Genomic DNA, 24,901 nt, shown 5'->3' with positions numbered 1-24,901 from the left:
CGATGTTGCAATCAGAGGCATGAAAATTTATGAGTCAATTAGCAGCCTGTTTATGGACGCAGGACTCAAGTACATAGGACAAATTAATGCATAAAGGCTATGCGGTTTTTTTATCAGTCTTTTTAACTTTGTTTAGTGTGGCTTATGCTGAGCGCATTAAAGATATTGCTACTTTGGCCGGTGTACGTAATAACCAGTTGATTGGTTATGGTTTGGTTGTAGGATTGGATGGAACTGGTGACAGGACAGGTACCCGTTTTACAGAACAAAGTTTCGGCAATATGCTGGTGCAGTTAGGTATTAACATACCTCCGGGCATCAGGCTGAATTCTAAGAATATTGCTGCCGTGATGGTGACTGCGAACCTTAGTACCTTTATGAAAAAAGGTCAGACGATGGATATTAATGTATCGTCTATCGGCGACTCTAAGAGTCTTCGTGGAGGCACTTTGCTCATGACGCCTCTGAAAGGAGCTGATGGCCGTGTTTATGCGATTGCCCAAGGGAATGTTGTCGTGGTTGGCCTGGCAGTGAGTGGGGATGATGGTTCAAGTGTGACGATTAATGTGCCAAGTGGAGGAAGGATTCCTAATGGAGCTACTGTTGAGGTAGATATTCCGAATCCTTTTTATTTTTCACGAAATTTAACATATAACTTGCACCATCCTGATTTTACTACATCCAAACGAATGAGTGATGCTATCAATGAGCTTATGGGGCCTGGAACAGCTCGCCCTATTGATGCTGCCTCTGTTGAGGTGACAGCGCCTAAATTGGCAGCTCATCGGGTAGATTATGTTTCTGTATTGGAAAATATTGAATTTAATCCTGGAGAAGGGCCTGCTCGGATTATTGTTAATCCACGAACTGGAACAGTAGTAATAGGACAAAATGTTCTTGTTAAGCCGTCTGCTGTATCGCATGGGAATCTGATTGTTACAATCAGTGAAGATCCACAGGTTAGTCAACCTAATCCCTTCGGTCTTGGGCGTACAGTAGTTGTTCCCAATACCCAGATTAATGTAGAGGAAAAAGGGAATCGCACCTTTTTATTTGCGCCAGGTGCCTCTTTAAAAGATATTGTGAAAGCGATTAATGCTGTAGGTGCTACACCAGCGGATTTAATTGCTATTTTGGAAGCTTTAAAGCAGGTTGGCGCATTAAATGCTACGATAATAGTTATCTGATTAAGGTAGAGCAATATGGCCATTGAAGGGATAGCAGTAAGTGATTTTCAGCATTTACAGGTTCTAAAACAGCAGGCTCAGGTTGATGAAAAAAAAGCCTTACCTGAAGCTTCCAGGCAGTTTGAAGCTGTTTTCTTGCAAGCGATGCTTAAAAGCATGCGTATGGGACAGCATTTCCTGGATGATTCAAGTCCTTTTAATAATAAAACACAAGCTACATTTCAAGATATGTTGGATGGTCAATATGCTTCCAATATTGCTCATGGACAAGGCATTGGTTTGGCTGATATGCTGGCAAAACAGTTAAGTCAGAATGATAATGTTCAGGCAAGGGGGGTAGATCAATCTCTTTTCCCTACACGTGTTGCTCCAAAGGAAATTTCTTTGGAGAGCACTAAAATAGATAGCGCAGGTATTGATAATTTTGTAAAATCTGTTTGGCCTTACGCTCAGCAAGCAGCCAGTTTGCTGGGACTTGATCCTAAGTTACTAATGGCTCAGGCAGCTCTTGAGACAGGATGGGGACAGTTCGTTACCAAAGATGCAGAGGGTAACAGCAGCAACAATTTTTTTAATATTAAAGCAGCTACTAATACTTCTCAGGACGCGGTAAGAATACAAACTACGGAATACCTTGCTGATACTCCAATCAAAATTAACGCTTCGTTTCGGAAATACCCAACAGTAGAGCATGGTTTTAATGATTATGTGGCTCTGATTAAAGGGAGTAACCGATATGAGACGGCATTGGCTAATACAAATAATCCTGAGCGCTATGTTGATGAATTGCATCGTGCTGGTTACGCCACCGATCCAGCCTACGCTTCTAAAGTATTAGCAATTTATCATGGTGATGAGTTACAACAAGCATTAAATAGAAACGGTTTTCTTTAATTATCGATAGTTTTTGTAATAATATTTAAGATATAAACGGGGATATTTTATACAAGGAGTGATGGCATGGCAGGTATTTTAAGTATTGCTTCATCAAGTCTCGGTGCGTTTCAACGTGCTCTTGAAGTCGCCGGGAATAATATTGCTAATATTGGTAATACCAGTTATTCAAGGCAATCCGTTCATTTTGCAGCAACTCCTTCACATCGATATGCTGGCTCCTTTATAGGGACAGGCGTTTCTATTGTTGACATAAATCGTAACAGCGATCGTTTTGCGGTTCAGCGAGTACGCGACACGCTTACGCCCAAATCACAGTATGATACCTTTTATCAGCAAGCACTACAAATTGACAAACTTCTGTCTCAGGAAGGTACCAGTATTTCAACAAGTCTTCAGAGTTTCTTTAATTCGCTGGCTCAGTTGAATGAAGCTCCTGATAGTGTCGCATCACGCGGCGTAGCTTTGAAACAGAGCGAAATATTAGTTGATCAATTTAATTCAATGCAGTTGCGTCTGGATGAGTATCAAAGTAATAATACAACTCAGATCAATGAAGCTATCTCTCAGATTAATCAGATTACTGCCAGTATTGCAGCTGTAAATAAGCAGTTGGGGGCTGTTGCTGATGCCCCTGAATTATTAGATAAACGTGATGAATTATTACGTGAATTATCTCAATATACAGACGTTACGGTAATTGATCAAGGAGGAGCGGGGATAAGCGTCGCTATTGGTAGTGGTGAAATGCTGGTTATGGGGACAGAGTACCGTAATTTGGCAATTAAACCGGGTACTACAATTCAATCTGGTACCCGGATAGTCATTGAAAATGGTTCAGGGCAAATTGATGTTACCAGTAATCTAAAGTCTGGTATGTTGGGTGGTTTGCTTGATTTTGAACAGGATGTTATTTCACATGCCAGTCAGCTACTTGGGCAAATGGCGATAGGGCTTGCAGAAACCTTTAATGCACAGCATCGGTTGGGCATGGATTTGAATAGCCAGCTGGGAAAGGATTTTTTTACTGACTTTAATCAAATGTCATTTCAATTGGCACGGGCGACTTCTTCTGTTGACAACACTGGTACCGGTATTTTATCCGTTGAGATTTCTGATGTTAATCAATTAAAGCTCAGCGACTATGAATTATTGGTAACTGATGCTGGTACTAATGAAGTTCGAATACTTCGTAAGTCAGATGGTCAATCAATAACTTTGAACTGGACAGATACCCCTCCTGCTCCACCGGCTGGTCAGATTGTTCTGGATGGCATGACCATTACAGTAGATGATATTGCTAACTTAAATAATAATGACCGCTTTACATTAAGCCCGACGCGAGGAGCTGCCCGTGATTTAAAGTTAAGCATAAATGATGCGCGTGAAATAGCGTTTGCCTCTCCTGTTCGTACCCAGGCCTCTCTGGAGAACACAGGTAATGGCCGCATTTCGCTTGGGGAGATATTTGATACTGTCAATGTAGATAAAGAGTTTCGCATCGAGTTTATTTCAGACACTCAATATAACTTAATCAATGTAACTGATAGTATCACTACAGGACCTATTGCGTTTACGCCCAATTCTGATAATACATTATTAATTCCTGACGCTATTTCGCCTTCATACTCAGTGGTGCTGGCAGGTATTCCAAAAGCAGGAGATAGTTTCTCCGCATCGTACAATAGCGGGGGAATAGGGGATAACCGGAATGGGTTGAAGCTGGGTGCTTTACAACAAAATAAAATATTTGAAGGCGGCACAGAAAGTCTATTTGATAGATATTCAAATCTGATTGCTCAAGTTGGTGGAAAAACTTATCAGGCTAAACTTCGCTCCGATGCTGCCGATATATTATATCAACAAGCGGTCGATTTTCGTGAAAGCAAGAGTGGTGTTAATTTGGATGAAGAGGCAGCCAATTTACTACGTTTTCAGCAAGCTTATCAGGCAGCAAGTAAATTGATGGCAGTCTCCAATGATATGATAAATATTCTCTTTGCAGCAATGAGGTGATTAATGCGAATCTCCACTAATCAGATTTTTCAACGGGGGCTGAACAATATGTTAGCCCAACAGGCTACAACCATGAAGTTGCAGCAGCAGCTTTCCTCGTTGAAAAGAATACAATCTCCTTCAGATGACCCTATTTCTGCTGCAAAAATTGATCTAATGAAACAACGGATCAACATGACTGAGCGGTTACAGCAAAATCGAGATGCTGCATCAGGTGCTTTGAGCTTTGAGGAAAGTGTTATAAGTAACATCATGAGTGTGGCTCAACGTATCCGTGAAATACAAGTTCAGGCAGGAAACAGTGCTCTTTCAGAGGAGGACAGGAGAGCGCTTAGTGAAGAAGTACAAAGCTTACTTGGACAATTGCAAGGGTTGGCAAATACTCAGGATAGCAACGGATATTATTTGTTTAGCGGCAGCAAAACCTCCACCCAGACTTTTACACGGGATGCCAACGGAGAGTTTATTTACAATGGTGATGATACGCAAAGATTTCAAGCGATTAGTAGTGGTTTACAGGTAGCGATCAATGATAATGGTGCAGATTTATTCATGCGTATCTTAAATGGCAATGGTCATTTTACTGTTGGATTGCCGGCAATACCCAATACAGGAAGTGCGGCGGTTAGCTCAGGTACAGTGGTGGATACTTCGGCTTATATAGCTGATGATTATACAATGCAATTTGTATTAAACAGCCAAAACGAACTGGTAGTTATGATAATGGGCACAGCGAGCGGGTCGGTTATCCCTCCTACAGGAGATCCTGATGACGCACCTTTATACCAAGATGGTGCTACAATGACCTTCAATGGTGTTCAGGTAACTATTACGGGGAGACCGGAGGATGGCGATTCTTTTACGATAGAGCCTGCAAAAAATGAGTCTATTTTTTCAACAGTATCCAGAATAGTTGATAATCTTAATAGGCCTTTCTCTGCGCCGTCGGAGAAAGCAGTTGTTGAAACAGAGAATAATCAGCTCTTAGATCAACTGGACAGCGCGCTTAGTAATCTTCTTGCGTATCAGGCTCAGATTGGTGCCCGTCTAAACCAACTGGATGTGGCTGAACAGGTAAATGGCGATCTTCTCCAGACCAGCCAGGAAACACTGTCTTTACTGGAAGATATAAATTTCCCTGAAGTAGCAGTGAAGCTTGACTTGCAAAGGATTTACCTGCAAGCCGCCCAGCAAAGTTTCGCCAGGATTCAAGGATTAACTGTATTTAACTACATTTAGTCAGCCCTTCAGGACACTATCTATACTTTTATCCCACAGCAACCAAGATAGCCCGGGTGAAAGCGCAGAGCGCTGTAACCTGGGTTTTCATAGTAAGGCATCTTTACTTATCTGAAATTCTGGGTTACAGCCTTTTGGATCTATACCCAGGCTATGTTTTGCTATAAAAAATCAGATGCAAATAAATCCTAACTTGCTACTATAACCGTCTGTTTTCTTGATAGATTAATACGTATGGCTGATATAATTTTTATTGGTGCAGGGCCTATTGGACTTTTAGGTGCGATACAATTAAAACTGCAATGCCCAGAAAAAAAAATTCTTATGTTTGAAAAATATAAGGATCCTTTACGCAATCATGCAATGTATGTTGAACACAGATCTTTTGAGGGCATGGATAGAAGCAAGGATTTTGGAGACCTGCTCGATAGTATTTCTTCCAAAGTGGTAATCAGTGAATTGGAGATAAAACTAAGAAAATACGCCACATCAATTGGTATTAATATTCAATATCAGGAAATTAAAGATTTTAATGAACTAAAAAGCCAATACCCGGATACTCATTATTTTGTAGGAAGTGGGGGTTTGCGAGGTATTATCCATCCCCAGGTTTTTAATGGTGAAAATCAGATTAACGAATCTTTGCGCTATGCTGTTGAAGTGAAATACAAAGCATCTGGTTCAACGCGGCCACTTAAGAAAGCCACTGAACTGCCAGGTGTACTTGCTCATACCAACCACTTGGTTTCTGAATATGTAGGACATTTCAAGGATGGACTTACACCTATTTCACTCAGAATTTTTATAGATGAACCGACGTATCAAGCAATGAAGGATGCTACATTCAAAACACCTTATAAGCTTGCCGATAAGGATAAAATCCCACCTGATTTATTTGAGACAATAACTACTTATTTAAAAGGCAGGAAACACGTTGCTGCTGAAACAGTCGAAGAGGACAGTTTAAAAATTTCTACCATTACATTGTCCATTTATGCGAGCAAAAAGTTTTGTAGAAAGGTAGACGGAAAAACAATTTTTCAAATTGGAGAAGAGGGATTTGCCTGTCCATTTTACCGCAGCTTTAACGATAATGCATTATGCATCCCTTTCTTCACTAAAGCCATGAAGGCCCTGTTTGAAGATAGCAATGTCGAATCGAAAAAAATCAGCTCCAACCCCCTTTTTAGCGCTTCCTCTATCGAAAAAGACCCACTTGAATACTATCAAGATAAAGTACAAGGATTGGTAAATAGTGAGATTCGAACTATTCATTACTTAAATTTCGGTATTAAAATGCTTGAAACCTCAGTTGCTTCATCACAATCTGTGCCCAAACTTCCAGGAGCAAAATTAAATTTAATACAAGGAGGTCAAGCCTTCTTACAAGAGGTAAATGGAACAGAAAACATATCTTCATCGTCGACATGTATTTTGATATGAAGATTATAGCCCTCGGTTAGCAAGTATGGGAGAAAGCGCAAAGCGCTGTAATTTGGGTTTTCATGGTAAGTATTTCTTCTCATCTGAAATCCTGGCTTACGGTTCCGTTGGGCCTGCACCTAGTGTCTCGTCAACCGTATTTGGCGACAATAAAGTGCATGTCATGCTGTTCAATGAGTGATTTTTTGCGTTCCGCTAATGTAAATAAGGAATAGCTTCACTCGATTATCTCGGTTACAGCATTCGCATAGACCCAAGCAGATATTCCGGAGGAAAGCTTAACCTTTATCCGTTTATAGTCTGAAACTTCATAAGAATCAGCACGTCTTAATTCTTCCTTACTAATATCAAATACCATCCCTTCGACGCAGTTTGTTGAATCACCTGTGTAGGTAACAATAGGATGGAATGATTCACCGCTAGTAGCGATTACGTCAGAATCAGTAATTTCAATCATGGATAATTTAAATCCAGGTAATTGATCGTTGCACCCTTCTAATTTACGTCCAAAATTTACAAGTTGTACAGCTTCGTATCGAAGCGTACCATAAGAAAATAATTTTTCTGTATTCATCTACTAAACCCTTAAGCTATTTTTTTGCATCTATTAGGCACGGCGCATTAAATCATTCTACTGAGAATTCCCAATCGTTTCTGAAAAATTTTACGTTGAAGATGTACTCGACTGAAATGATTTCAATATGTCGCTATATTTTGATTTTTTCATGCAGAATCTCCTGTGTGTAGATTACGAGAAAATTCTACTTTTAGCAGCAATTATTTTTTTGGGGATTACCCTTAGAGAATATCCCCATGGAAAACAGTTTACAGTATTTATATGCGTGCAAAGCAAAAAGGGATTTGGAAAAATGATGCATGATCTTGTTGAAAAAAGCCGGATAAAAATAGGCCGGAATGCCAATCCAAGCTATAGTCTAATTGATTCAAAAAGCTCTAAAACAACGGATAAAGCTGTGAGTTGAGGAATTAAGGGGAAAAAAGGTTAAAGGGCGAAAACGCCATTGTGACAGATACACAGGGCTACATCGAACATTTGCTTGGTTAAATCATTTTAGACGATTGGCTAAGGATTATGAAACAGGTATTCAATCAGCAGAAAATAACCTCATGGTTGCTTACTCAACTATTTTGATTTGTCCGCTTGCTTAACTGTGAATACAGGTTCTTAAATACAACCGTTTACCAAGATTCATGCATCTCCCTGAATGAATAGTTTATATTTCTTTCCATTCAGGGAACGATAAGTAGCAGGAAAAAAATTACTCATCCGTTAGACGAAAATACTTTGTACCAAAGTAACGTTGTAATTTTTTTCTAATAGTACCGCGGCTGATTCCAAGCATTCTGGCTGCCTGCAGCTGATTTCCACGTCGCTTCTCCATAACAGCCTGTAGAAGTGGTGGTTCAACTTCAGAAAGAATCATGTCATAGAGACCATCAATTGGTTTGTTTTTATTCTCAGCAAGAAAACGAGTAACTAGGCTATAAACCAAGTCCTGAAGCCCTTGTTCTTGTTTCACGCTTTGAGAAGATGCTTGTGTTTCAATGACATTCATCATAACTTCCTTATTCTGGTTAAATCATTCTATCCCAATGCCCTTATCGCATGATAAAAGCAAGATTTATTGTACATGAAGGTTAATTGATAATCTACCCATAAATATGAGCATACCTTCAACTTATTCTTTCTATCAAGCTTTAAGTTGAGTTACAAATTCAGAGCCTGGATTACCAGGGGGAATTTAAGCTTTCGTTAATGATAGTCACCGAAAGATTACCATTTTTATCTTTATGACGTTTAAGAATAGTGTACTTTGTTAAAGTCAGATCTTCACTAATGGCAGTAGCAACGTTTAAAAAATAGTGGCTCTCAATGGTAATCTGCTCCTGACGGATATTTAATTTTTGTAATAAAGGACTGATGTCTTTTAAATCCTGAATGCCTTCCTCGCCTCGGGCCATAATTAATTCATTTAACTCTGCATCATTTAAGCCATTACCTAAAGCGGCCAGAACTTGCTTTGATGCAGTATTAAGGTTAATAGGAGTGGTTTCAGGAAGAACGGTAATAAAGTTAACCAGACTTAAATAAAGCGTTGCATTAACATCTTTAATTAAGCGAAACTCTGAAAGCGTTTGCATCAATTGTTGACCAGGGAGGTAGGAAGGCTTTTGTTGCAGGTAATAATTCATAAGTTCATCCTGACCGCGGCCTGGCAGGTAGGGACTAATCCAATGATGGATTGCCAGAATCAATCCTTCTTTTTGGGAGGAAGTCAATTTAGTGAAGTCGAGGAGTTTCAGAAAAGTAGTTTGATATTTCTTATCTATTAAGTTATTCAGGTTAAAGCGTGATTGCAGATCATAAATGCTTCCTTTGATTTTGATCTCCGGGTATAAGGTTTGTAGTTTTTCTGGAAAGGAAAGTACTTCTCCTTCTAATTTACTTAAGGTAAAACGATTTTTTTTATCGGCTAGCTCACTCATAGCCCAAAAAGAGACTGCCTGGGAGGCGAGATAGAGCTTGTCGCTGGTTATGGTAAGCCGCGTTCTATAGATATCAAGTTGCAGGCGGGTGCTCATTGCTGTGGCTGCTATGGCGACAAGGGTCATAATAAATAATGCGGAAATAAGGGCGCTGCCCAAGGTTGCAGAAGGCGCTTCGATCAATTTTTTTCTGCTATTTTTCAGCATATAACGCCTCAGGAATGATAGTGAGCAAGCTTATTTTATCCCAGTCTTTTAACGTAAAATTAAGTTGGACTGCTTTGGGTAAAGGCTCCGCACGTTGATTTTGCTGCAGGGCATTGTCTCGCCATTCGGGTAAAACCTGCAAACTATGGTTCAAATAGGAAAATTTACAGTTTGTTAGATTATCAAGCAATATTTTCTCTTCATAACGATTACGTTCAGGGGTATCCAGTACTTCCCAACTTCTTCTTAAGAGCTGATTAGCGCGGCAAATATAAGCGATTCGTTTTAAAGTACTTCTTTTTTCTGCACTACCAGGATTTACGATCCCGTCACGGGTAAATTCGAGATACTGAGGTTGGCCTGCAAAAGCAGGGAACAGATGCATATCATTCCCGCGTACAGGTCGAGGAATTACTTGCGTTGTATCGCGTTCTATTAAAATCATAGCTAGCTGAAGGTTATTGAGCCTATCGGCCTGTTGGATGACTCGCTCCTTAATATTAAATGCGTAGTACATGGTTGAGGCGGTAATTGTTGCAAGGATTGCAAATACCGAAAGCGCTATCAGGATTTCAAGCAGAGTAAAGCCGATATGCTTATTCATGATGATACCGAAAAGCTGTCAGGGGACTTGCAAAAGGCCCCGCCTGATTTTTACTAACTGTTATGGTAAGTTGCTGAACATGGCTTATCGGTGTTTGATTTACCTTAACACGCCAGTACCAGCGATGCCCAAGCATATTGGTTACTTGAGTAGTCTCGTGGCTAGGAGTTACTGATAATAGGCCGAGCTGGATCATAGAGACACCTTGCATTGCAATCCAGTGACTAATTGTTTTTTCCTGCAGGCGCTGGGTATTAGTAATATTTTGTGCAGTTGCCCTCAGTAGTGCAGTCAGCGCGATGGCTATTACCGACAAAGCAAGAAGAACCTCAATTAAAGTAAAGCCCGCCAGGAATGAGTTTGAGCGTTTATTCATGATGATTTAGGTGATTGCATAATAAGCTGTCCATCGTGTCTGGCAATTATGGTTATGATGTCAGATTTTTTTCTGGTGCCAAAACTTAACTTGAACGCAGTGATGTCTCCAGAAGAATGGATAATGATATTCGGCGTTTTAAATGTATTAGCCGCTTTTTGCAAATTCACTATCACATTCTCAGGAAAATATCGGGTATGGAATATGCCTTTCTCTGGCATTAGTTGCCAACTATCGCGTTCAAGGCGAAAAGTTCGATAATTGTCTTGATTCACCTGAACACCCAGGGTACTCATCTCAAGAATAGCCTGCTGCTGTACGAGTTTTATATAAGTTGAAAACTGTTCGGCAGAAACTGTTGCGCGACGAGATGCGCCAAAATCTCCAAAGGAGAGCAGAGCAAATCCAATAGTGATGCCAATGATAATTAACACCACCAGAATTTCAATAAGTGTAAATCCTTTAGCGCGCATTCCAATTGCCAATTTCAGCATTAATGCCGGTGCCACCGGATTGACCATCAGCTCCTAAAGTGAAAACGTCAATTTCTCCATGCTCACCGGGATTTAAGTATAAATAGTCACGACCCCAGGGATCTTTGGGTAAGGATTGGAGGTACTGTTTCCAATCTCTTGGAATTGGGTTTGAGGTTGGCTTTTCGACTAAGGCAATCAAACCCTGGTCGGTACTCGGATAAATTCCGTTATCCAGCTTGTAAAGGTCAAGTGCATTTTGAATTGCCAGAACATCCTGCTTGGCTTTTACTACCCTTGCCTCATCAGGGCGACTGATAATCCTGGGAACCACAATAGAGGCAAGAATACCAAGAATGACAACTACAACCATAATTTCAATTAAAGAAAAACCGCTTTGTTTACTCATGAAAACTCCAGAAGGGATATCATTAACGAGGGGTTTCACACCCACCTCTTAGCCGTAATATTATCTGAATTCCAAAGAATGTTCGACCTTTAAAATACCATCTTAGCTAACCAATTGTTCCATAGAGAATACGGGTAACAACGTTGCCAGAACTATAAATAAGACAACCGCACCCATAAATAAAATTACCAGCGGCTCCAGAAGGGTTAATGCTGTGTCGATTAAGCGCTTCACTTCATTATCAAGGTGGGAAGCTGCACGCTCCATCATGGCAGCAAGTTGACCGCTTTTTTCCCCACTGGCAATAAGGTGGGTTGCCATAGGGCTTAAAAAACCGGTTTCCTTTAATGCCTGGCTAATTGCAGTGCCTTCGCGCACACGGACTGCAGCTACATCAAAAGCATTCCTCATGACCAGATTGGCAATTAAACTGGCAGATACCCGCATCGTTTCCAATACACTGACCCCCGCGGCAAATAAAATGCCGAAAGTGTGGATATAACGGGCCACATTGACTGATCTTGTCAGGTATGAAGTGATCGGTAATTTTAATAAGACTTTATGCCAGGCAGTGCGTATATTTGTATTGGCTAGACTCTTTTTAAAAATAGCCAATATGGCAATAATACTGCCAAGAATGAACAATCCATAGGATTTAATGATATCACTAATAGCAATCAACAATTTCGTCATTTCTGGTAAAGACTGGCCACTACTGGCAAAAACTTCAATAATTTTAGGTACTACAAAAGCAAGTAAAAAGCTGATAATTGCGGTGGAGACGATTACCATCAAAGAAGGATAGATGAGAGCTTGCTGAATTTTTTGTCTGGTTGCCTGCTGATTTTCAGTATAATCAGCCAGCTTTTCCAAGACTAAATCAAGGCGTCCGGTCTGCTCTCCAGCGCCGACTGTTGCCCTGTATAATTCAGGAAAAGCATTCGGGAATTCTCCCATTGCCTGGGCAAGCGCATAGCCTTCCACGACTTTGGCGCGAACCCCTATAATTAGCTCACGGACCTTATCTTTTTCAGTCTGTTCGCTAACACCGCGTAAGGATTCCTCTACAGGTATTCCTGCGGCAAGCAAGGTGGCCAATTGGCGAGTTAATAGTGCTAAATCCTGAGCAGACAGTTTATCTTTTCGACCTGACTGCTGTTGCTTGACTATCGGGCGAATGTGAGTAGGAATCAATCCGCGCTCACGCAATAGTTGGCGTGCATGACGCTCTGAATCACCTTCAATAACACCTTTAGAGGTATTTCCTGCCTTGTTTAGCGCTTGGTAATGATAGGCGCCCATAATTATCTTACTTAAAAAATGTAGGTTTTAATGATTGGTTGTTGCTTTATCCACGAAGGAAGTTAGCGGCAGCCAAGACCCAGGTTATTTAATAATAAAACCAGTTTAATCTATTGGGTTTACTAAGTCACTTAAGGTAGACTTGCCTGAGGCTAATCTTGGAGAGAATGATGGGTAAAAGCTTGCTATTTGCTGCAATAAAGGAACACGATGCTAAATTCATAGATTTGCGATTTACAGATACTCGTGGAAAAGAGCAACATATCACCATTCCAGTATCAGCAGTCGATGATGATTTTATCGAAAATGGAAAAATGATAGATGGCTCGTCAATCAAAGGTTGGCAGAAAATTCATCAATCTGATTTGGCATTAGTACCGGATTTGGATACGATATTGACTGATCCTTTCTATCAGGATAATACATTAGTCATTCGATGTAACGTTGTGGATCCGCAGACAATGCTTGGATATGATCGTGATCCTCGCTCTATTGCCCAACGTGCAGAAGCTTACTTGCAGTCTACAGGGATTGCGGAGGAGGCTCTTTTTGGTCCTGAACCTGAGTTTTTTTTATTTGATGATGTTCGTTGGGAAACGAATATCAGCGGCTCGTTCTACAAGCTCGATTCCGAGGAAGCCCAGTGGAATTCTGGCAAAGTATTTGAGGGTGGTAATATTGGCCATAGACCCAGCATCAAAGGGGGATATTTTCCTGTACCTCCTGTCGATTCCTCACAAGATATCCGTTCAGCAATTTGTTTAACATTAGAAGCATTAGGCATGGTAGTTGAAGCGCATCATCATGAAGTCGCAACCGGTAACCAATGCGAAGTCGCTACGCGTTTTAATAGCTTGACAAAAAAAGCGGATGAGCTGCAGATTTTAAAATACGTCATTCACAACGTAGCCCACAATTATGGCAAGACTGCTACATTTATGCCCAAACCTTTGGTTGGTGATAATGGCAATGGGATGCATTGCCATCAATCATTAATAAAAGACGGGGTAAATCTGTTTATTGGTGATCAATACGCAGGTTTATCTGAGACTGCACTTTATTACATTGGTGGTATTATCCGGCATGCCCGTGCGTTAAATGCGTTTACCAATCCTGCAACAAACAGTTACAAGCGGTTAGTGCCTGGTTTTGAAGCGCCGGTACTTTTAGCTTACTCCGCACGTAACCGTTCGGCAGCTATCCGTATACCGCATGTAAATAATCCTAAAGGGCGCCGTATTGAAGTGCGTTTCCCTGATCCTATGGCTAATCCTTATCTTGCATTTTCTGCAATGATGATGGCAGGACTCGATGGCATCCAGAAAAAAATTCATCCTGGCGAACCCATGGATAAAGATTTATATGATTTACCACCTGAAGAACTGGTTGATGTCCCTACGGTATGTAGTTCTCTGGAGCAAGCAGTCCATCATCTTCAGGATGATCATGAATTCTTAATCCAGGGGGATGTTTTCTCTAAAGATTTTATCAAGAGTTATATAGAACTTCGCGAAGCAGAAATTGCACAAGTCAGAAGTCTTGTTCATCCTTTCGAGTTTGAATTGTACTATAGCCTTTAAAATTCAGTGTTTAAATATTATCTGATTCTCTGGTGCTTATTAGTCAGTCCTTTGGGTGCTGCCATTTACAAATGGACTGACAATAAAGGTACGGTTCATTTTAGTGACATGCCTCATAAAGGAGCTGAGAAATTTATTTTGCCTGATGAACAAAGCCATTCTTTTCCTGCAGTTAAGGAAAAGAATGGCTTAGCTATGAAGGTTGAATCGGTTTCTGAATATGAGATTTCGATTATTCAACCTGCTGATCAATCTACTATCCGTAACAATCAGGGACAGTTAACGGTTATTGTGCAAATTAAACCACGGCTAAAGGCAGGAGATACTTTACAGCTTTTTTATGATGATAAGCCTGTAGCAGAAAGCGACCAAACTATGGTCTTCACTTTAAGCGAGATAGAGCGTGGCAGCCATCATTTGATTGCAAAAATCATAGATAAAAACGGCAAAACAATCAGCACCAGCAAGAAGATTATATTTTTCATGCATAGACCGCGCGTTCGATTTCATTAATCCTCTTGAAATTTATCAATTTAGCCGCATATACAGAATTTATTATTGATAACCGCAAACTGGAGAGTTTATAAATGGTGGGTAAGCAGCAGACTATGGGGTTTCAAACTGAAGTAAAGCAAATGTTACACCTGGTGGTTCATTCACTTTATTCAAATAAAGAGATCTTTTTACGCGAATTAATTTCCAATGCTTCTGATGCATTGGATAAGCTTCGTTTTCTGGCACTGTCCGACTCTTCTTTATATGAGGACGATTCCGACCTGCGAATTACAATTGATTTTAATCCAAAACATCGAACTATTACTGTTAAAGATAACGGAATAGGCCTCAGTTGGGATGAAGCAGTTGAAAATCTTGGAACCATTGCCAAGTCTGGAACAAAAGAGTTTGTCAGTCATTTAACCGGGGAAAATACCAAAGATACACAATTAATTGGTCAATTTGGTGTTGGTTTTTATTCAGCATTTATTGTGGCAAACAAAGTGACTGTCAAAAGCCGTCGAGCAGGATTAAGTCCGGAAGAGGGAATTGTCTGGAAATCGAACGGAGAGGGGGAGTTCACTATTGGCCAGGAGAAGAAAGCAGAACGCGGCACTGAAATTATCCTCCACCTTAAAGAGGATCAGGATGAATTCTTAAGTAGCTGGCGGTTGCGTAGTATTATTACCAAATACTCCGATCATATCTGCTGGCCCATTACAATGAAAAAAGATGAGGAAGAAGATAAAAAATCGGATGATTTTGAGACAGTCAACAAAGCAACGGCGCTTTGGACACTACAAAAAGCAGAAGTAAGCGACGAGGATTATAAAACCTTGTATAAGCATATTTCTCATGATTTCCAGGATCCTTTGATCTGGTCCCATAATCATGTGGAAGGGAAGCAGGATTACATCAGTCTATTGTATATACCTGCCCACGCTCCTTTTGATTTATGGCAGCAGGAAACCAAGCACGGTTTAAAGCTTTATGTAAAACGTGTTTTTATTATGGATGATGCTGTACAGTTTTTACCTCGTTATTTACGTTTTGTTAAGGGAATAATTGACGCCAGCGATTTACCATTAAACGTTTCTCGTGAGATTTTGCAAGACAATAAACAAGTAGAGGCTATTAAATCTGCCTGCACTAAACGTGTATTATCAATGCTGGAAAAGCTGAGTAGTCAGGATCCGGAGGCTTATCAGCGTTTTTGGAATGAATTTGGTTTGGTGTTGAAAGAGGGACCTGTTGAAGATTATGCGAATAAGGAAACTATCGCTAAACTATTACGTTTTACTACCACCAAAAATGACTCAGAGAAACAAACTGTTTCTCTAACTGATTATGTTTCTCGTATGAAAGAGGGACAGGATAAAATCTACTACATTACGGCATCTAGCTATAATGCTGCCAAACATAGCCCACATTTAGAGATTTTCAATAAAAAAGATATTGAAGTCTTGCTGCTAAGTGATCGGGTTGATGAATGGTTAGTAGGCTATTTAAGTGAATTTGACGGAAAAAAACTACAGTCTATCAGTAAGGGTAAAATAGATTTAGATCTGCCTGATGCACCAGAAATTAAAGAGCAGGAAAAAACGCTGGCTCCTATGCTTAAACAAATAAAAGAAGTTCTGGGCGATAAAGTAAAAGAAGTTCAACTCACTAATCGGCTGACTGACTCTCCTGCCTGTATTGTTGCTGATGAACATGATATGGGGCTGGAAATGCAACGTATTCTGCAAGCAGCCGGACAGGAAGTGCCCAGTACAAAGCCGATCTTTGAAATTAATCCAGAACATACCTTAATTAAGCGTTTACATGCGATTGAAGATGATAATCGCTTCGCAGAATGGGTATTGATGCTGTTTGAACAAGCTGTATTGGCAGAAGGTGGCCAACTGGAAAATCCTGCTGACTTTATTAGTCGTGTAAATAAACTTTTGCTTGACGCATCAGTTTAACTGAAGGCTTACTCCCAAAGTCCTTTATCCAGGAAGGCTTTGGGAGCTTTGCTATTCTTATTATTCTTATGGCTCAAGGAAGTATATGGTTAAGGAAGCTCAAACGATTAACTGTTCGTTCATCAATAATAACGCCCTTTATCTCGCTTATATGCCTTTTTTAAAAGGGGGTGGTTTATTTATTCGATCGCATCAATATCTTGAGCCGGGAACACCTGTTAGTCTCAACGTTAATTTGATTAATGAAGCATATAAGACAGAGGGGGTTGTTGCCTGGGTTACTCCTGAAGGGGCGCAAGGGAACAGGCCTGCTGGCATAGGTGTACAATTTACAGGAAGCAATAGTCAGGATCTTTGCCATAAAATAGAATCTTGTCTCGGGAGCATGTTAGAATCAAACCAAGTTACCGATACGATGTAATAAATATGCTTGTAGATTCCCACTGTCATCTTAATTTTATTGACTTAACCGAATTCGATAATCAGCTGGCAAACGTAATAGCCAGAGCGAAAGAAAACGGAGTGAAACATTTTCTCTGTGTCTGTGTTGAGCTTGATGATTATCCGACCCTTTGTAAGTTAGCTGATAACTATTCAGATATCAGTATTTCTGTGGGCCTTCATCCTAATAATGAAGTGATAAAAGAACCGGATGCTGCGCTATTAATTAAATTGGCTGAGCATCCTGCCTGTATTGCCATTGGGGAAACTGGTCTTGATTACTACCGTACGGAAACTGCACTGGCTCAGGAGCAACAACGGCAACGTTTCCGTGAGCATATTCATGCTGCGTTGACCTCATCCAAGCCGTTGATAATACATACCCGGCAAGCTGCTGACGATACGCTGCTGGTGATGCAGGAAGAAAAAGCAGGTAATATTGGCGGTGTCATGCATTGCTTTGCTGAAAGCTGGGACATAGCAAAACGTGCTTTGGATATGAATTTTTATATCTCATTATCCGGGATCGTAACATTTAAAAATGCTACGAATTTACATGAGGTGGCTAAGAAAGTACCTATCGATCGGCTTTTAATTGAGACTGATTCTCCTTATTTGGCACCTGTTCCTTATCGCGGAAAGCAGAATCATCCAGCGCTTGTCAAATACGTGGCTGAGGCTCTAAGTAATTTGCGTCAGGTAAGTTATGAAGAAGTAGCCAGGCAAACAACTGACAATTTCTATCGCTGTTTTAATCTTAATCGCTCCAAATTAAAAAGCTGAACGCCAAGCAAATCAGGGAGCAGAAAAGCAGGCTTACAGCCATAATACTGCTGTGGATGGTAATTAATCCAGCAATAAATCCACCTATAATGGCAGAGCAAGTCATTCTTACTGTATTAAGTAAAGCGGTCGCTGTTCCTGCATGATGTTTATAATCAGATAGCACGAGAGAAAATGCCGGTGGATTGACTAAACTGACTCCCAGGTTAATGAGGAGGGTAGGGGCTAAACTAATTAAACTCAAGCCATAAATATAAAATAAAAGCAGCATTAGCAGTGAACTTAAAGTCATTAACAGACTGCCAGCACAAATATTCCATGTTAGGGATTTATGCTCCCGTAGCTTAATGCCAATAAAATTACCCAAAATAAGCATAAGGCCATTGCTGCCAAAAAGAATGGCAAAATAGAAAGGAGTAATTCCCAGGTTATCTATCACTAAAAACGCGGCATTGATAACTACTATCATGACGCAAGAGTAGGAGGCAGTAACCAGGGCGGTACCAATCCATAACCGTTGATGCGTTAGTATTTTCTTATAAGTGGCCCATGATGTTTGCCATAAAAATGCCGTATCAGTCTTTGACCAGTGGGGTGATTCAAGTAATACTTTTTCTGCTGAAACAAGTAAAAAAACAGCAATTAATCCCATCAAAACAAATGTTGCCTGCCAACCATAGTGGGTGAAAATAACTGAGCCTACCAGGGGAGCAAAGATAGGAGAAACAGAAACAATCATCGATATATGAGATAAAACCCTGGCTCGGTCGGTACTATCCTCCTGATCCCGAGTTGACGAAAAGGCAACAATATAAGCACAGCAAACAGTAAATCCCTGGAACATCCTTGCAATGATTAGCATCGTTATATTGATTGAAAAAATGCAAGCTAAAGTAGCTGCCAGGAAAAGAAATAAACTTAGCCTTAAGGTTTTTTTGCGGCCAAAATGGTCAACTAAAGGCCCCCAAATTAATTGAGAAAACCCGAAAACGAAGAAAAATAAACTTAGAGTCAACTGACCTAAAACATGACTTGTATTAAAATAGTTTGTCATTGCAGGAAGTGCTGGTTGATATAAATCAAAGGTAAGCAGGGAAAATGTCGACAAGATACCTAAAAATAAAAAAGGGGTGGTTTTTGGCTGTGGAATGACTTTATTCTGCATAAGGACTTCTAATTTAAATAAGAGTTAATCTGGTGGTGAATGTCAGGAGAAAAATTATGACACAAGTAAACTTAAATAAAAGTAGAAAATTATTTATAGGTTTAATGTCTGGTACCAGCATGGACGGTGTTGATGCAGCACTCATGGACTTCACCTCAAATTCATTGATTGCCGGGCTCACCAGACCCTATGGCGTTAATGCAAGAGCGTTTCTTGAGCAAGTACTGGAAGGAACATGTTCTGGCTTAAAAGCGTATAGTCAATTAAACACTATCCTGGGAAGAGAGTTTGCAAAAGCTGCTCTTGAGGTCATGGATAAAGCAGGTGTAAATGCCAAAGAGATTGAAGCGATTGGTAGTCATGGACAAACCCTTTGTCATGATGCTACTGCTGATATTCCCTATACCGTGCAATCAGGCTGTGCACATACTATCGCTGAGCTTACTGGTGTCAGGGTAATCGCTGACTTTAGAACACGTGATCTTATTGCAGGTGGGCAGGGGGCACCCTTTGCGCCAATTTATCATCAGGCATTATTTAAAGCACATCGTCATCCACTAGCTATAGTGAATATTGGTGGCATTGCAAATATGACTTATCTCAAAGATGAGTTTAATTTGTGTGGCTATGATTTGGGACCAGGAAACTGCCTGATGGATGCATGGATTCAAAAACATCAGGGATATAGTTATGACAAAGCTGGAGCCTGGGCTGCTTCCGGCAATTTCATTGGCCCTTTACTTGACTCCTTATTAACCGACAACTATTTCAATCGGCAATATCCCAAAAGTATCGGCAAAGAATATTTTTCACTGAGCTGGCTAGAGGGTCATCTGCGTCCTCAATATGCTGCTGCTGATGTGCAAGCTACTTTATTGATGTTGACAGCAACTACTATTGCTCAGGCTATAAAGGGGCATGGTTTATGTCCAAATACCTTGCTGATTTGTGGCGGTGGGGCTCATAATTTGACGTTGCTTGAAAAAATAGCGGAATTATTAGCTGATGTTAAGGTAGAAAGTACCAGCGCCTATGGTGTTGATCCTGATTTTATAGAAGCATCGATGTTTGCCTGGTTTGCTGAAAAGACACTGAATAATACCGCTTTGGATTTAACACAGGTTACTGGCTCAAATCGACCAATTATATTGGGAGTAATCTACCCTGCGGGCATTGACAAACGAAATTAGCTTAGGGTGTAATGTTGTGTATTATCAATAACAAGATATTCTATTTTGAGCGCATATCAGTCAAATTATCAGCACCCTGGCAAGTTTACTGCATACATAATTTTTTTGTTGTCTGCATCGTTTTATTTGTATGAATTTATCTTGCAGGTTGCACCCAGTGTCATGGCAGAGCCCATGATGAAAACCTTTAATGTCAGTGCTGCTGGTTTTGGGATTGTTTCCGCTTTTTATTTTTATGCTTACGCCCCCATGCAATTACCGGCTGGTTTATTATTTGACCGCTATGGCCCACGTAAATTAATGACTTGTGCATTAATTTTATGTGCTGTTGGCTCTTTCTTTTTTGCTTCGACATCCAGCTTGTTAACTGCGGCTTTAGGACGTTTTCTCATTGGTATAGCTTCAGCCTTTTCTTTTATTGGTGTGTTGGTTTTAGTTTCACGTTGGTTTCCTCCGCACCAATTCGCACTGCTTGCAGGGATTGCTCAGCTCATGAGCTCTGTTGGGGCAATGTTTGGTGAAATGCCTCTGGCAGCATTGATTGAGCTGGTGGGGTGGCGCAATGCCAGTTTTATCCTGGCCTTGATTGGTTTATTTCTTGCGACATTAATTTGGCTGGTAATACGCGACTATCCGGATCAAGCGACCCAAACGCCTCCAAAACGGCAATTTATTGATGAATGGTACCGTCTGCTTAGTGTGTGTAGACGTTCTTATACCTGGTTGACGGGTGCCTATGCTTTTTCTATTTGGACACCGATAGCTGTTTTTGCAGCACTATGGGGTGTCCCTTACTTGCAGCAAAAATACCAAATCTCTGTTTTAATGGCGTCTGGTCTTTGCAGTATGATTTGGTTGGGAATTGGAGTCGGTAGTCCTTTGTTAGGCTGGATCAGTGATCGTTTTTACAGACGTCGTTTAGCACTGACTCTTAGTTCTTTTTTTGGATTAACGGCGACACTCATTTTATTGTATCTGCCTGATGTGCCAGTCAGTTGGATGTATGCTGTTCTTTTCCTCCTCGGACTTGGTGCTGGAGGACAAACAGTCAGTTTTGCAGTTGTAAAAGATAATAATCCACCTGAGTTGGTTGGTACGGCTTCCGGATTTAATAATCTTTCTGTACTTTTAGGTGGGGCAATTTTTCAGCCGCTTGTTGGTATAATTTTAAATTATAGTAATCATTGGACTCTGGCAAACGAGGTTCCGGTATACAGCTTACAAAGCTACAACAAGGCATTGTTGGTGATGCCTTGTTGTTATCTGGCGAGTTTGATTATTGCTTTATTTCTGTTAAAAGAGTCTCACCCAGGCAAGCCAGTTGCTTAAATCCCTGTTTGCTCAGCGCGATGTCGGAGTTCCTCATTCATATGCTCTTCTAGTGGATAAAGAATATATTTCGTGAGAATTTCAAAAAAACGAATGGTTGGCATTAACCTTGAGCATATTTAAAGCCTTGTTAGTTAAGATAATCTTAAGGGTCTTAAAAATTTACCTGATTATCAGGGCGAGCGGCTTTAAATCTACCCGAAACCAATTATCACTCCATTTGCTATAATTAGAAACAAAGTTAGATAGATATCATTTTTCTAAGTAACTTAAGGAATAGGAGATAGTAATGGACGCCAAAACACAACATACTCCAAGAGAGCAAGCAGCTGCTCGAATTAAATCCCGCAAAGAAAGCCATCAGGAATCTCATGTGGGGGAGGCTGCAATCGAATTGCTTAATGAGAGTAAAAAGATGGCAAATGAACTCTATGAGCAAGGGCGAGACAGGGTTTATGAAGCACAAAATAATTTAAAGGGATACTCAAATGAAGTGGCTACTAAAGTACAGCAACATCCTCTGACCTCTCTTCTTGTTGCCGGTGGAATTGGGTTTCTGCTATCTGCAATATTTCGGCGATAATGACAATAACTAAATTTTGATGGCTGGGCTTTGTGTTGATATTTTCATATCGATTTAGTTCGGTACCTGCCATAAAGAGTTGACAAAGTATTCATTGGAATCAGTGTAGTTTTCAATGATATTAAATTGGCTGATATCAGCCAATTTTTTTATTTGCGGAAAGAGGTATTTGTAGGAGGACTCTACATGAATCGGTTCAAATGCTTTGAAATTAAAAGATTTGTTTAGCGCTTTAATGGAGACGATTTGCTCTTTGCGGCTTATGAGATAGCTTTCCATTGCTCGGTTATAAGCATTATATGTTCCATAATGGTAAAAGGAATCAATATTGAAGTTGGCATTTAACTCATAATTTATACGTTTTAATAAGTTCAAATTAAAACGTCTTGTAATGCCGTCCCGATCATTGTACGCTCGCATAAGTACATCAATATCTTTTAGTAAGTCAAAACCGATTAGCAGGTAATCACCTTTGCGAAGAGAGGCTCTGAGATTGCGCAGAAACTCCTTTGACGCTGCTAAATCAAAATTCCCTATACTTGAACCCAGGAAAAGCACAAAATTACGCTGATTTGAATTTAATCCCAACCACTCCAGACCACCCAGATAGTCCGAGTTTAATGCGACCATGTCAATTTGCGGTAATTGTTGCTGCAGTTGCTTGACCAAATTAATCAGGTAGCTTCTGGAAATATCAATTGTGTAATAAGTAAAGCTTAACTGATCTTCTAAAAACTGATTAAGCAAAATCCGTGTTTTTATGCCCTCGCCAGGTCCTAACTCGACAAGATTGAAAGGTTGGGTATTACTTAACAGGGTAGAAAAAGTCTGCTTATAGGCGGTTAATATTTCTAATTCACACTGGGTTAAATAGTAGTCGGGATGACGGGTAATTTGGTTGAATAATTCTGAACCCGCTGCATCATAAAAATATTTGGATTGAATTTGCTTGTTTTTTTTAGAAAGGCCAATAAACACATCCTGCATGAATTGTTTGTGGTCGACCTGATTTTTACAATCATTTTGGATAATCCTTATTTTTGCATCCACGAATTTTCTCCCTAAGGATTTGCAGCCAAGCGTATCCCGCTAAATTGCCAGCGCTTTTCAGGTTGAAAAAAATTTCGATAGCTTACTCGAATATGAGTCATAGGCGTAACGCAACTACCCCCACGAAGCACTATCTGGTTGCTCATAAACTTCCCATTGTATTCGCCGAGAGGGCCTTCTATGATTCTATAGCCAGGATAAGGAGAATAGTTGCTGGCTGTCCATTCCCATACGTCACCAAAAAATTGTTCAGGCTTTATTTTATTTGCGCTTGTCAGTATTTTGGGGTGCAACAAACCTGACTCAAGGAAATTTCCTTTATCTATAGAAAGAGCATGGGTAATAGCAACATGTTCCCATTCTTCTTCAGTGGGAAGGCGGAAGCCACGCCATTTAGCATAGGCATCAGCTTCATAATAACTGACATGAGACACAGGTTCGGCAGGATTTAACTTTTGTAATCCTGACAGAGTAAAGATATACCACTCACCATCAAAATTATACCAATACAAGGGTGCCTGCCATCCTTGCTCCAGAGCATGCTCCCAACCGTCTGCAAGCCACCATCTTGGTTCGTTATAGCCCCCATCATTTATAAATTCCAGATAATCACCGTTGGTTACTAATTGGGGGGCAATTAAATAAGGGACAAGAATTTTTTTATGTCTGGGTATTTCATTATCAAAACAAAAATCCATGCCTGCATAACCAATATCAATAATGCCGCCGTTGACTCCAATAACAGGTTTAGACATTACCGAGTTTATCTTTTGGTTATTGCTAATAGTATGTGGTTTATAAGAAGGGAAATCAGGGTCAATGGAGAAGTTATGCTTAATATCCATCAGCAAAAGTTCCTGGTGTTGTTGCTCATGTTGTAAACCCCAGATAATCAATAGTTGTATATCATCGAGTTCTGCTTCGGTTAATTGATCAATTAATGCTAAGACCGCATGATTGACATGGGTTCGATAAGCATAGATAACTTCCGTAGTGGGTCGTGACAGCAATCCTCGCCTTGCCCTTACGTAGGGTTTACCAAGGCTTTGATAGTAGGAATTAAATAAATAATGAAAAGAAGAGTTAAATAACTGATACGTTTTTAGCTTGGGAACCAGGATAAAATTCTCAAAAAACCAGGTGGTATGAGCCAAATGCCATTTAGGAGGACTTACATCACACATGCTTTGGATTACATAGTCTTCTGTAAAAAGAGGCTGGCATAGTTTTTCTGTTTGTTCACGAATGCTTTGAAAGCATCGGCTGAGCTCCTCTCTTATCACAATAATCCTTTATATTGTATAGAAGTTCATTGTCTTTAGATTATAGTTCAGCTTAGTGTAAAATTTGTTGTAATTTTATTTGACTAATTTTAAATCAGGAACTATATTGTACAGGATGATTAAATCTAAACAAAATAATTGAAGGTCGAGTGATTGTCTATTTGATCTTTCGATGAACAAAATAATACTATTGGGTTTTGTTTTGTGCAAATTGGCTTATTCAATTAGCTTGATTTAACTTTTTTGGGTTTTTTTTCAAAAAGTATTCGACAAATTCGTTCAGATGAGTAGAATACGCATCACGCCTTCGGGGCGGGTTCATTAAGAAATAGAAGACAAACTGTGTGGGCGCTTTGAGAGATTGGAGTGCTGATAGA

At 40.1% G+C, this 24,901-nt stretch carries 25 protein-coding genes; 14 read left to right on the top strand and 11 right to left on the bottom strand.

Features of this window, described 5'->3' with window-relative positions:
- Positions 1 to 86 precede the first annotated feature (86 nt).
- The 5 genes from E1O65_RS09890 to E1O65_RS12670 all read left to right on the top strand — a co-directional run bounded on the left by E1O65_RS09890 (position 87) and on the right by E1O65_RS12670 (position 6,779).
- On the top strand, positions 87 to 1,187 hold the full coding sequence (locus E1O65_RS09890) for a flagellar basal body P-ring protein FlgI (RefSeq protein ID WP_133133443.1): 1,101 nt from the start codon (positions 87 to 89) through the stop codon (positions 1,185 to 1,187).
- Between the two features lie 15 nt (positions 1,188 to 1,202).
- On the top strand, positions 1,203 to 2,081 hold the full coding sequence (locus E1O65_RS09885) for a glucosaminidase domain-containing protein (protein ID WP_133133442.1): 879 nt from the start codon (positions 1,203 to 1,205) through the stop codon (positions 2,079 to 2,081).
- 66 nt (positions 2,082 to 2,147) lie between these two features.
- Positions 2,148 to 4,097, top strand: coding sequence for a flagellar hook-associated protein FlgK (flgK, locus tag E1O65_RS09880; RefSeq protein ID WP_133133441.1), 1,950 nt, complete (start codon positions 2,148 to 2,150; stop codon positions 4,095 to 4,097).
- 3 nt (positions 4,098 to 4,100) lie between these two features.
- Positions 4,101 to 5,336 (top strand): flagellar hook-associated protein FlgL, encoded by a 1,236-nt coding sequence (gene flgL, locus E1O65_RS09875; RefSeq protein ID WP_133133440.1) that lies wholly within the window; start codon positions 4,101 to 4,103, stop codon positions 5,334 to 5,336.
- Between the two features lie 234 nt (positions 5,337 to 5,570).
- Positions 5,571 to 6,779 (top strand): hypothetical protein, encoded by a 1,209-nt coding sequence (locus E1O65_RS12670; RefSeq protein WP_242601580.1) that lies wholly within the window; start codon positions 5,571 to 5,573, stop codon positions 6,777 to 6,779.
- Between the two features lie 217 nt (positions 6,780 to 6,996).
- Here E1O65_RS12670 and E1O65_RS09860 read toward each other — a convergent pair whose 3' ends face one another.
- Entirely contained in the window at positions 6,997 to 7,353 is a 357-nt protein-coding gene (locus E1O65_RS09860; protein WP_133133439.1) for a gamma-glutamylcyclotransferase family protein, read from the bottom strand.
- Between the two features lie 127 nt (positions 7,354 to 7,480).
- Between E1O65_RS09860 and E1O65_RS09855 the strand changes: the two genes are divergently transcribed.
- Positions 7,481 to 7,762 carry a hypothetical protein gene (locus tag E1O65_RS09855; RefSeq protein ID WP_133133438.1) on the top strand — a complete coding sequence of 94 codons (282 nt, stop codon included), beginning with the start codon at positions 7,481 to 7,483 and terminating at the stop codon, positions 7,760 to 7,762.
- A gap of 297 nt (positions 7,763 to 8,059) precedes the next feature.
- Here E1O65_RS09855 and E1O65_RS09850 read toward each other — a convergent pair whose 3' ends face one another.
- The 7 genes from E1O65_RS09850 to lspF form a co-directional block, all read right to left on the bottom strand.
- Entirely contained in the window at positions 8,060 to 8,356 is a 297-nt protein-coding gene (locus tag E1O65_RS09850) for a helix-turn-helix domain-containing protein (protein WP_133133468.1), read from the bottom strand.
- Positions 8,357 to 8,528: 172 nt separating this feature from the next.
- On the bottom strand, positions 8,529 to 9,494 hold the full coding sequence (gene gspK, locus E1O65_RS09845; protein WP_133133437.1) for a type II secretion system minor pseudopilin GspK: 966 nt from the start codon (positions 9,492 to 9,494) through the stop codon (positions 8,529 to 8,531).
- Positions 9,481 to 10,098, bottom strand: coding sequence for a GspJ family T2SS minor pseudopilin variant LspJ (gene lspJ / locus E1O65_RS09840; protein ID WP_133133436.1), 618 nt, complete (start codon positions 10,096 to 10,098; stop codon positions 9,481 to 9,483). Before lspJ ends, gspK begins: the two co-directional genes overlap by 14 nt.
- Positions 10,091 to 10,474, bottom strand: coding sequence for a GspI family T2SS minor pseudopilin variant LspI (gene lspI / locus E1O65_RS09835; protein ID WP_133133435.1), 384 nt, complete (start codon positions 10,472 to 10,474; stop codon positions 10,091 to 10,093). Before lspI ends, lspJ begins: the two co-directional genes overlap by 8 nt.
- Positions 10,471 to 10,947: a type II secretion system minor pseudopilin GspH gene (gene gspH / locus E1O65_RS09830; protein WP_133133434.1), complete on the bottom strand. Its 477-nt coding sequence runs from the start codon at positions 10,945 to 10,947 to the stop codon at positions 10,471 to 10,473. The genes lspI and gspH overlap by 4 nt, the downstream gene beginning before the upstream one ends.
- Positions 10,937 to 11,356 carry a GspG family T2SS major pseudopilin variant LspG gene (lspG, locus tag E1O65_RS09825; RefSeq protein WP_133133433.1) on the bottom strand — a complete coding sequence of 140 codons (420 nt, stop codon included), beginning with the start codon at positions 11,354 to 11,356 and terminating at the stop codon, positions 10,937 to 10,939. Before lspG ends, gspH begins: the two co-directional genes overlap by 11 nt.
- Before the next feature lie 102 nt (positions 11,357 to 11,458).
- Positions 11,459 to 12,658, bottom strand: coding sequence for a GspF family T2SS innner membrane protein variant LspF (lspF, locus tag E1O65_RS09820; RefSeq protein ID WP_133133432.1), 1,200 nt, complete (start codon positions 12,656 to 12,658; stop codon positions 11,459 to 11,461).
- 170 nt (positions 12,659 to 12,828) lie between these two features.
- Here lspF and glnA point away from each other — a divergent pair, with 170 nt between their 5' ends.
- The 5 genes from glnA (at position 12,829) to E1O65_RS09795 (ending at position 17,924) form a co-directional block, all read left to right on the top strand.
- Entirely contained in the window at positions 12,829 to 14,238 is a 1,410-nt protein-coding gene (gene glnA, locus E1O65_RS09815; protein ID WP_133133467.1) for a glutamate--ammonia ligase, read from the top strand.
- Between the two features lie 6 nt (positions 14,239 to 14,244).
- Positions 14,245 to 14,751 carry a DUF4124 domain-containing protein gene (locus E1O65_RS09810; RefSeq protein WP_133133431.1) on the top strand — a complete coding sequence of 169 codons (507 nt, stop codon included), beginning with the start codon at positions 14,245 to 14,247 and terminating at the stop codon, positions 14,749 to 14,751.
- 74 nt (positions 14,752 to 14,825) lie between these two features.
- Positions 14,826 to 16,700: a molecular chaperone HtpG gene (gene htpG / locus E1O65_RS09805; protein ID WP_133133430.1), complete on the top strand. Its 1,875-nt coding sequence runs from the start codon at positions 14,826 to 14,828 to the stop codon at positions 16,698 to 16,700.
- An 85-nt stretch (positions 16,701 to 16,785) separates the two neighbouring features.
- Positions 16,786 to 17,121 (top strand): PilZ domain-containing protein, encoded by a 336-nt coding sequence (locus E1O65_RS09800; RefSeq protein ID WP_133133429.1) that lies wholly within the window; start codon positions 16,786 to 16,788, stop codon positions 17,119 to 17,121.
- A gap of 5 nt (positions 17,122 to 17,126) precedes the next feature.
- Complete coding sequence (locus E1O65_RS09795; protein WP_133133428.1) at positions 17,127 to 17,924, top strand: TatD family hydrolase; 798 nt, start codon at positions 17,127 to 17,129, stop codon at positions 17,922 to 17,924.
- Here E1O65_RS09795 and E1O65_RS09790 read toward each other — a convergent pair.
- Positions 17,899 to 19,089, bottom strand: a complete 1,191-nt coding sequence (locus E1O65_RS09790; protein WP_133133427.1) for a multidrug effflux MFS transporter — start codon at positions 19,087 to 19,089, stop codon at positions 17,899 to 17,901. The two genes, E1O65_RS09795 and E1O65_RS09790, sit on opposite strands and share 26 nt — an antisense overlap.
- Before the next feature lie 56 nt (positions 19,090 to 19,145).
- Here E1O65_RS09790 and E1O65_RS09785 point away from each other — a divergent pair, with 56 nt between their 5' ends.
- The 3 genes from E1O65_RS09785 (at position 19,146) to E1O65_RS09775 (ending at position 22,191) form a co-directional block, all read left to right on the top strand.
- Entirely contained in the window at positions 19,146 to 20,279 is a 1,134-nt protein-coding gene (locus E1O65_RS09785; RefSeq protein WP_133133426.1) for an anhydro-N-acetylmuramic acid kinase, read from the top strand.
- Positions 20,280 to 20,321: 42 nt separating this feature from the next.
- A complete protein-coding gene (locus E1O65_RS09780; RefSeq protein ID WP_242601582.1) occupies positions 20,322 to 21,608 on the top strand; it encodes an MFS transporter in 1,287 nt (428 codons plus the stop codon).
- Between the two features lie 289 nt (positions 21,609 to 21,897).
- Positions 21,898 to 22,191 (top strand): hypothetical protein, encoded by a 294-nt coding sequence (locus E1O65_RS09775; protein ID WP_133133424.1) that lies wholly within the window; start codon positions 21,898 to 21,900, stop codon positions 22,189 to 22,191.
- Positions 22,192 to 22,245: 54 nt separating this feature from the next.
- On the opposite strand, the gene egtD is transcribed toward E1O65_RS09775, so the two are convergent.
- Positions 22,246 to 23,241: an L-histidine N(alpha)-methyltransferase gene (gene egtD / locus E1O65_RS09770; protein ID WP_133133423.1), complete on the bottom strand. Its 996-nt coding sequence runs from the start codon at positions 23,239 to 23,241 to the stop codon at positions 22,246 to 22,248.
- Positions 23,242 to 23,252: 11 nt separating this feature from the next.
- Complete coding sequence (gene egtB, locus E1O65_RS09765) at positions 23,253 to 24,524, bottom strand: ergothioneine biosynthesis protein EgtB (protein WP_207384240.1); 1,272 nt, start codon at positions 24,522 to 24,524, stop codon at positions 23,253 to 23,255.
- Between the last annotated feature and the right edge of the window lie 377 nt (positions 24,525 to 24,901).

The sequence above is a fragment of the Legionella sp. W10-070 genome, from assembly GCF_900640175.1.
In the GTDB taxonomy this organism is placed as follows: Bacteria; Pseudomonadota; Gammaproteobacteria; order Legionellales; family Legionellaceae; genus Tatlockia.
This window is presented reverse-complemented; position numbering and strand designations above follow the sequence as displayed.

Bases quoted from the DNA above. Each gene is read 5' to 3' on its own strand.
- lspI (WP_133133435.1), bottom strand. From the start codon at position 10,474: ATGAATAAACGCTCAAACTCATTCCTGGCGGGCTTTACTTTAATTGAG.
- htpG (WP_133133430.1), top strand. From the start codon at position 14,826: ATGGTGGGTAAGCAGCAGACTATGGGGTTTCAAACTGAAGTAAAGCAA.
- E1O65_RS09785 (WP_133133426.1), top strand. From the start codon at position 19,146: ATGACACAAGTAAACTTAAATAAAAGTAGAAAATTATTTATAGGTTTA.
- E1O65_RS09795 (WP_133133428.1), top strand. From the start codon at position 17,127: ATGCTTGTAGATTCCCACTGTCATCTTAATTTTATTGACTTAACCGAA.
- E1O65_RS09885 (WP_133133442.1), top strand. From the start codon at position 1,203: ATGGCCATTGAAGGGATAGCAGTAAGTGATTTTCAGCATTTACAGGTT.
- E1O65_RS09855 (WP_133133438.1), top strand. From the start codon at position 7,481: ATGTCGCTATATTTTGATTTTTTCATGCAGAATCTCCTGTGTGTAGAT.
- E1O65_RS09775 (WP_133133424.1), top strand. From the start codon at position 21,898: ATGGACGCCAAAACACAACATACTCCAAGAGAGCAAGCAGCTGCTCGA.
- flgL (WP_133133440.1), top strand. From the start codon at position 4,101: ATGCGAATCTCCACTAATCAGATTTTTCAACGGGGGCTGAACAATATG.
- E1O65_RS09890 (WP_133133443.1), top strand. From the start codon at position 87: ATGCATAAAGGCTATGCGGTTTTTTTATCAGTCTTTTTAACTTTGTTT.
- glnA (WP_133133467.1), top strand. From the start codon at position 12,829: ATGGGTAAAAGCTTGCTATTTGCTGCAATAAAGGAACACGATGCTAAA.
- E1O65_RS12670 (WP_242601580.1), top strand. From the start codon at position 5,571: ATGGCTGATATAATTTTTATTGGTGCAGGGCCTATTGGACTTTTAGGT.
- gspH (WP_133133434.1), bottom strand. From the start codon at position 10,947: ATGCGCGCTAAAGGATTTACACTTATTGAAATTCTGGTGGTGTTAATT.
- E1O65_RS09800 (WP_133133429.1), top strand. From the start codon at position 16,786: ATGGTTAAGGAAGCTCAAACGATTAACTGTTCGTTCATCAATAATAAC.
- lspG (WP_133133433.1), bottom strand. From the start codon at position 11,356: ATGAGTAAACAAAGCGGTTTTTCTTTAATTGAAATTATGGTTGTAGTT.
- gspK (WP_133133437.1), bottom strand. From the start codon at position 9,494: ATGCTGAAAAATAGCAGAAAAAAATTGATCGAAGCGCCTTCTGCAACC.
- flgK (WP_133133441.1), top strand. From the start codon at position 2,148: ATGGCAGGTATTTTAAGTATTGCTTCATCAAGTCTCGGTGCGTTTCAA.
- E1O65_RS09860 (WP_133133439.1), bottom strand. From the start codon at position 7,353: ATGAATACAGAAAAATTATTTTCTTATGGTACGCTTCGATACGAAGCT.
- E1O65_RS09850 (WP_133133468.1), bottom strand. From the start codon at position 8,356: ATGAATGTCATTGAAACACAAGCATCTTCTCAAAGCGTGAAACAAGAA.
- lspJ (WP_133133436.1), bottom strand. From the start codon at position 10,098: ATGAATAAGCATATCGGCTTTACTCTGCTTGAAATCCTGATAGCGCTT.
- E1O65_RS09790 (WP_133133427.1), bottom strand. From the start codon at position 19,089: ATGCAGAATAAAGTCATTCCACAGCCAAAAACCACCCCTTTTTTATTT.
- lspF (WP_133133432.1), bottom strand. From the start codon at position 12,658: ATGGGCGCCTATCATTACCAAGCGCTAAACAAGGCAGGAAATACCTCT.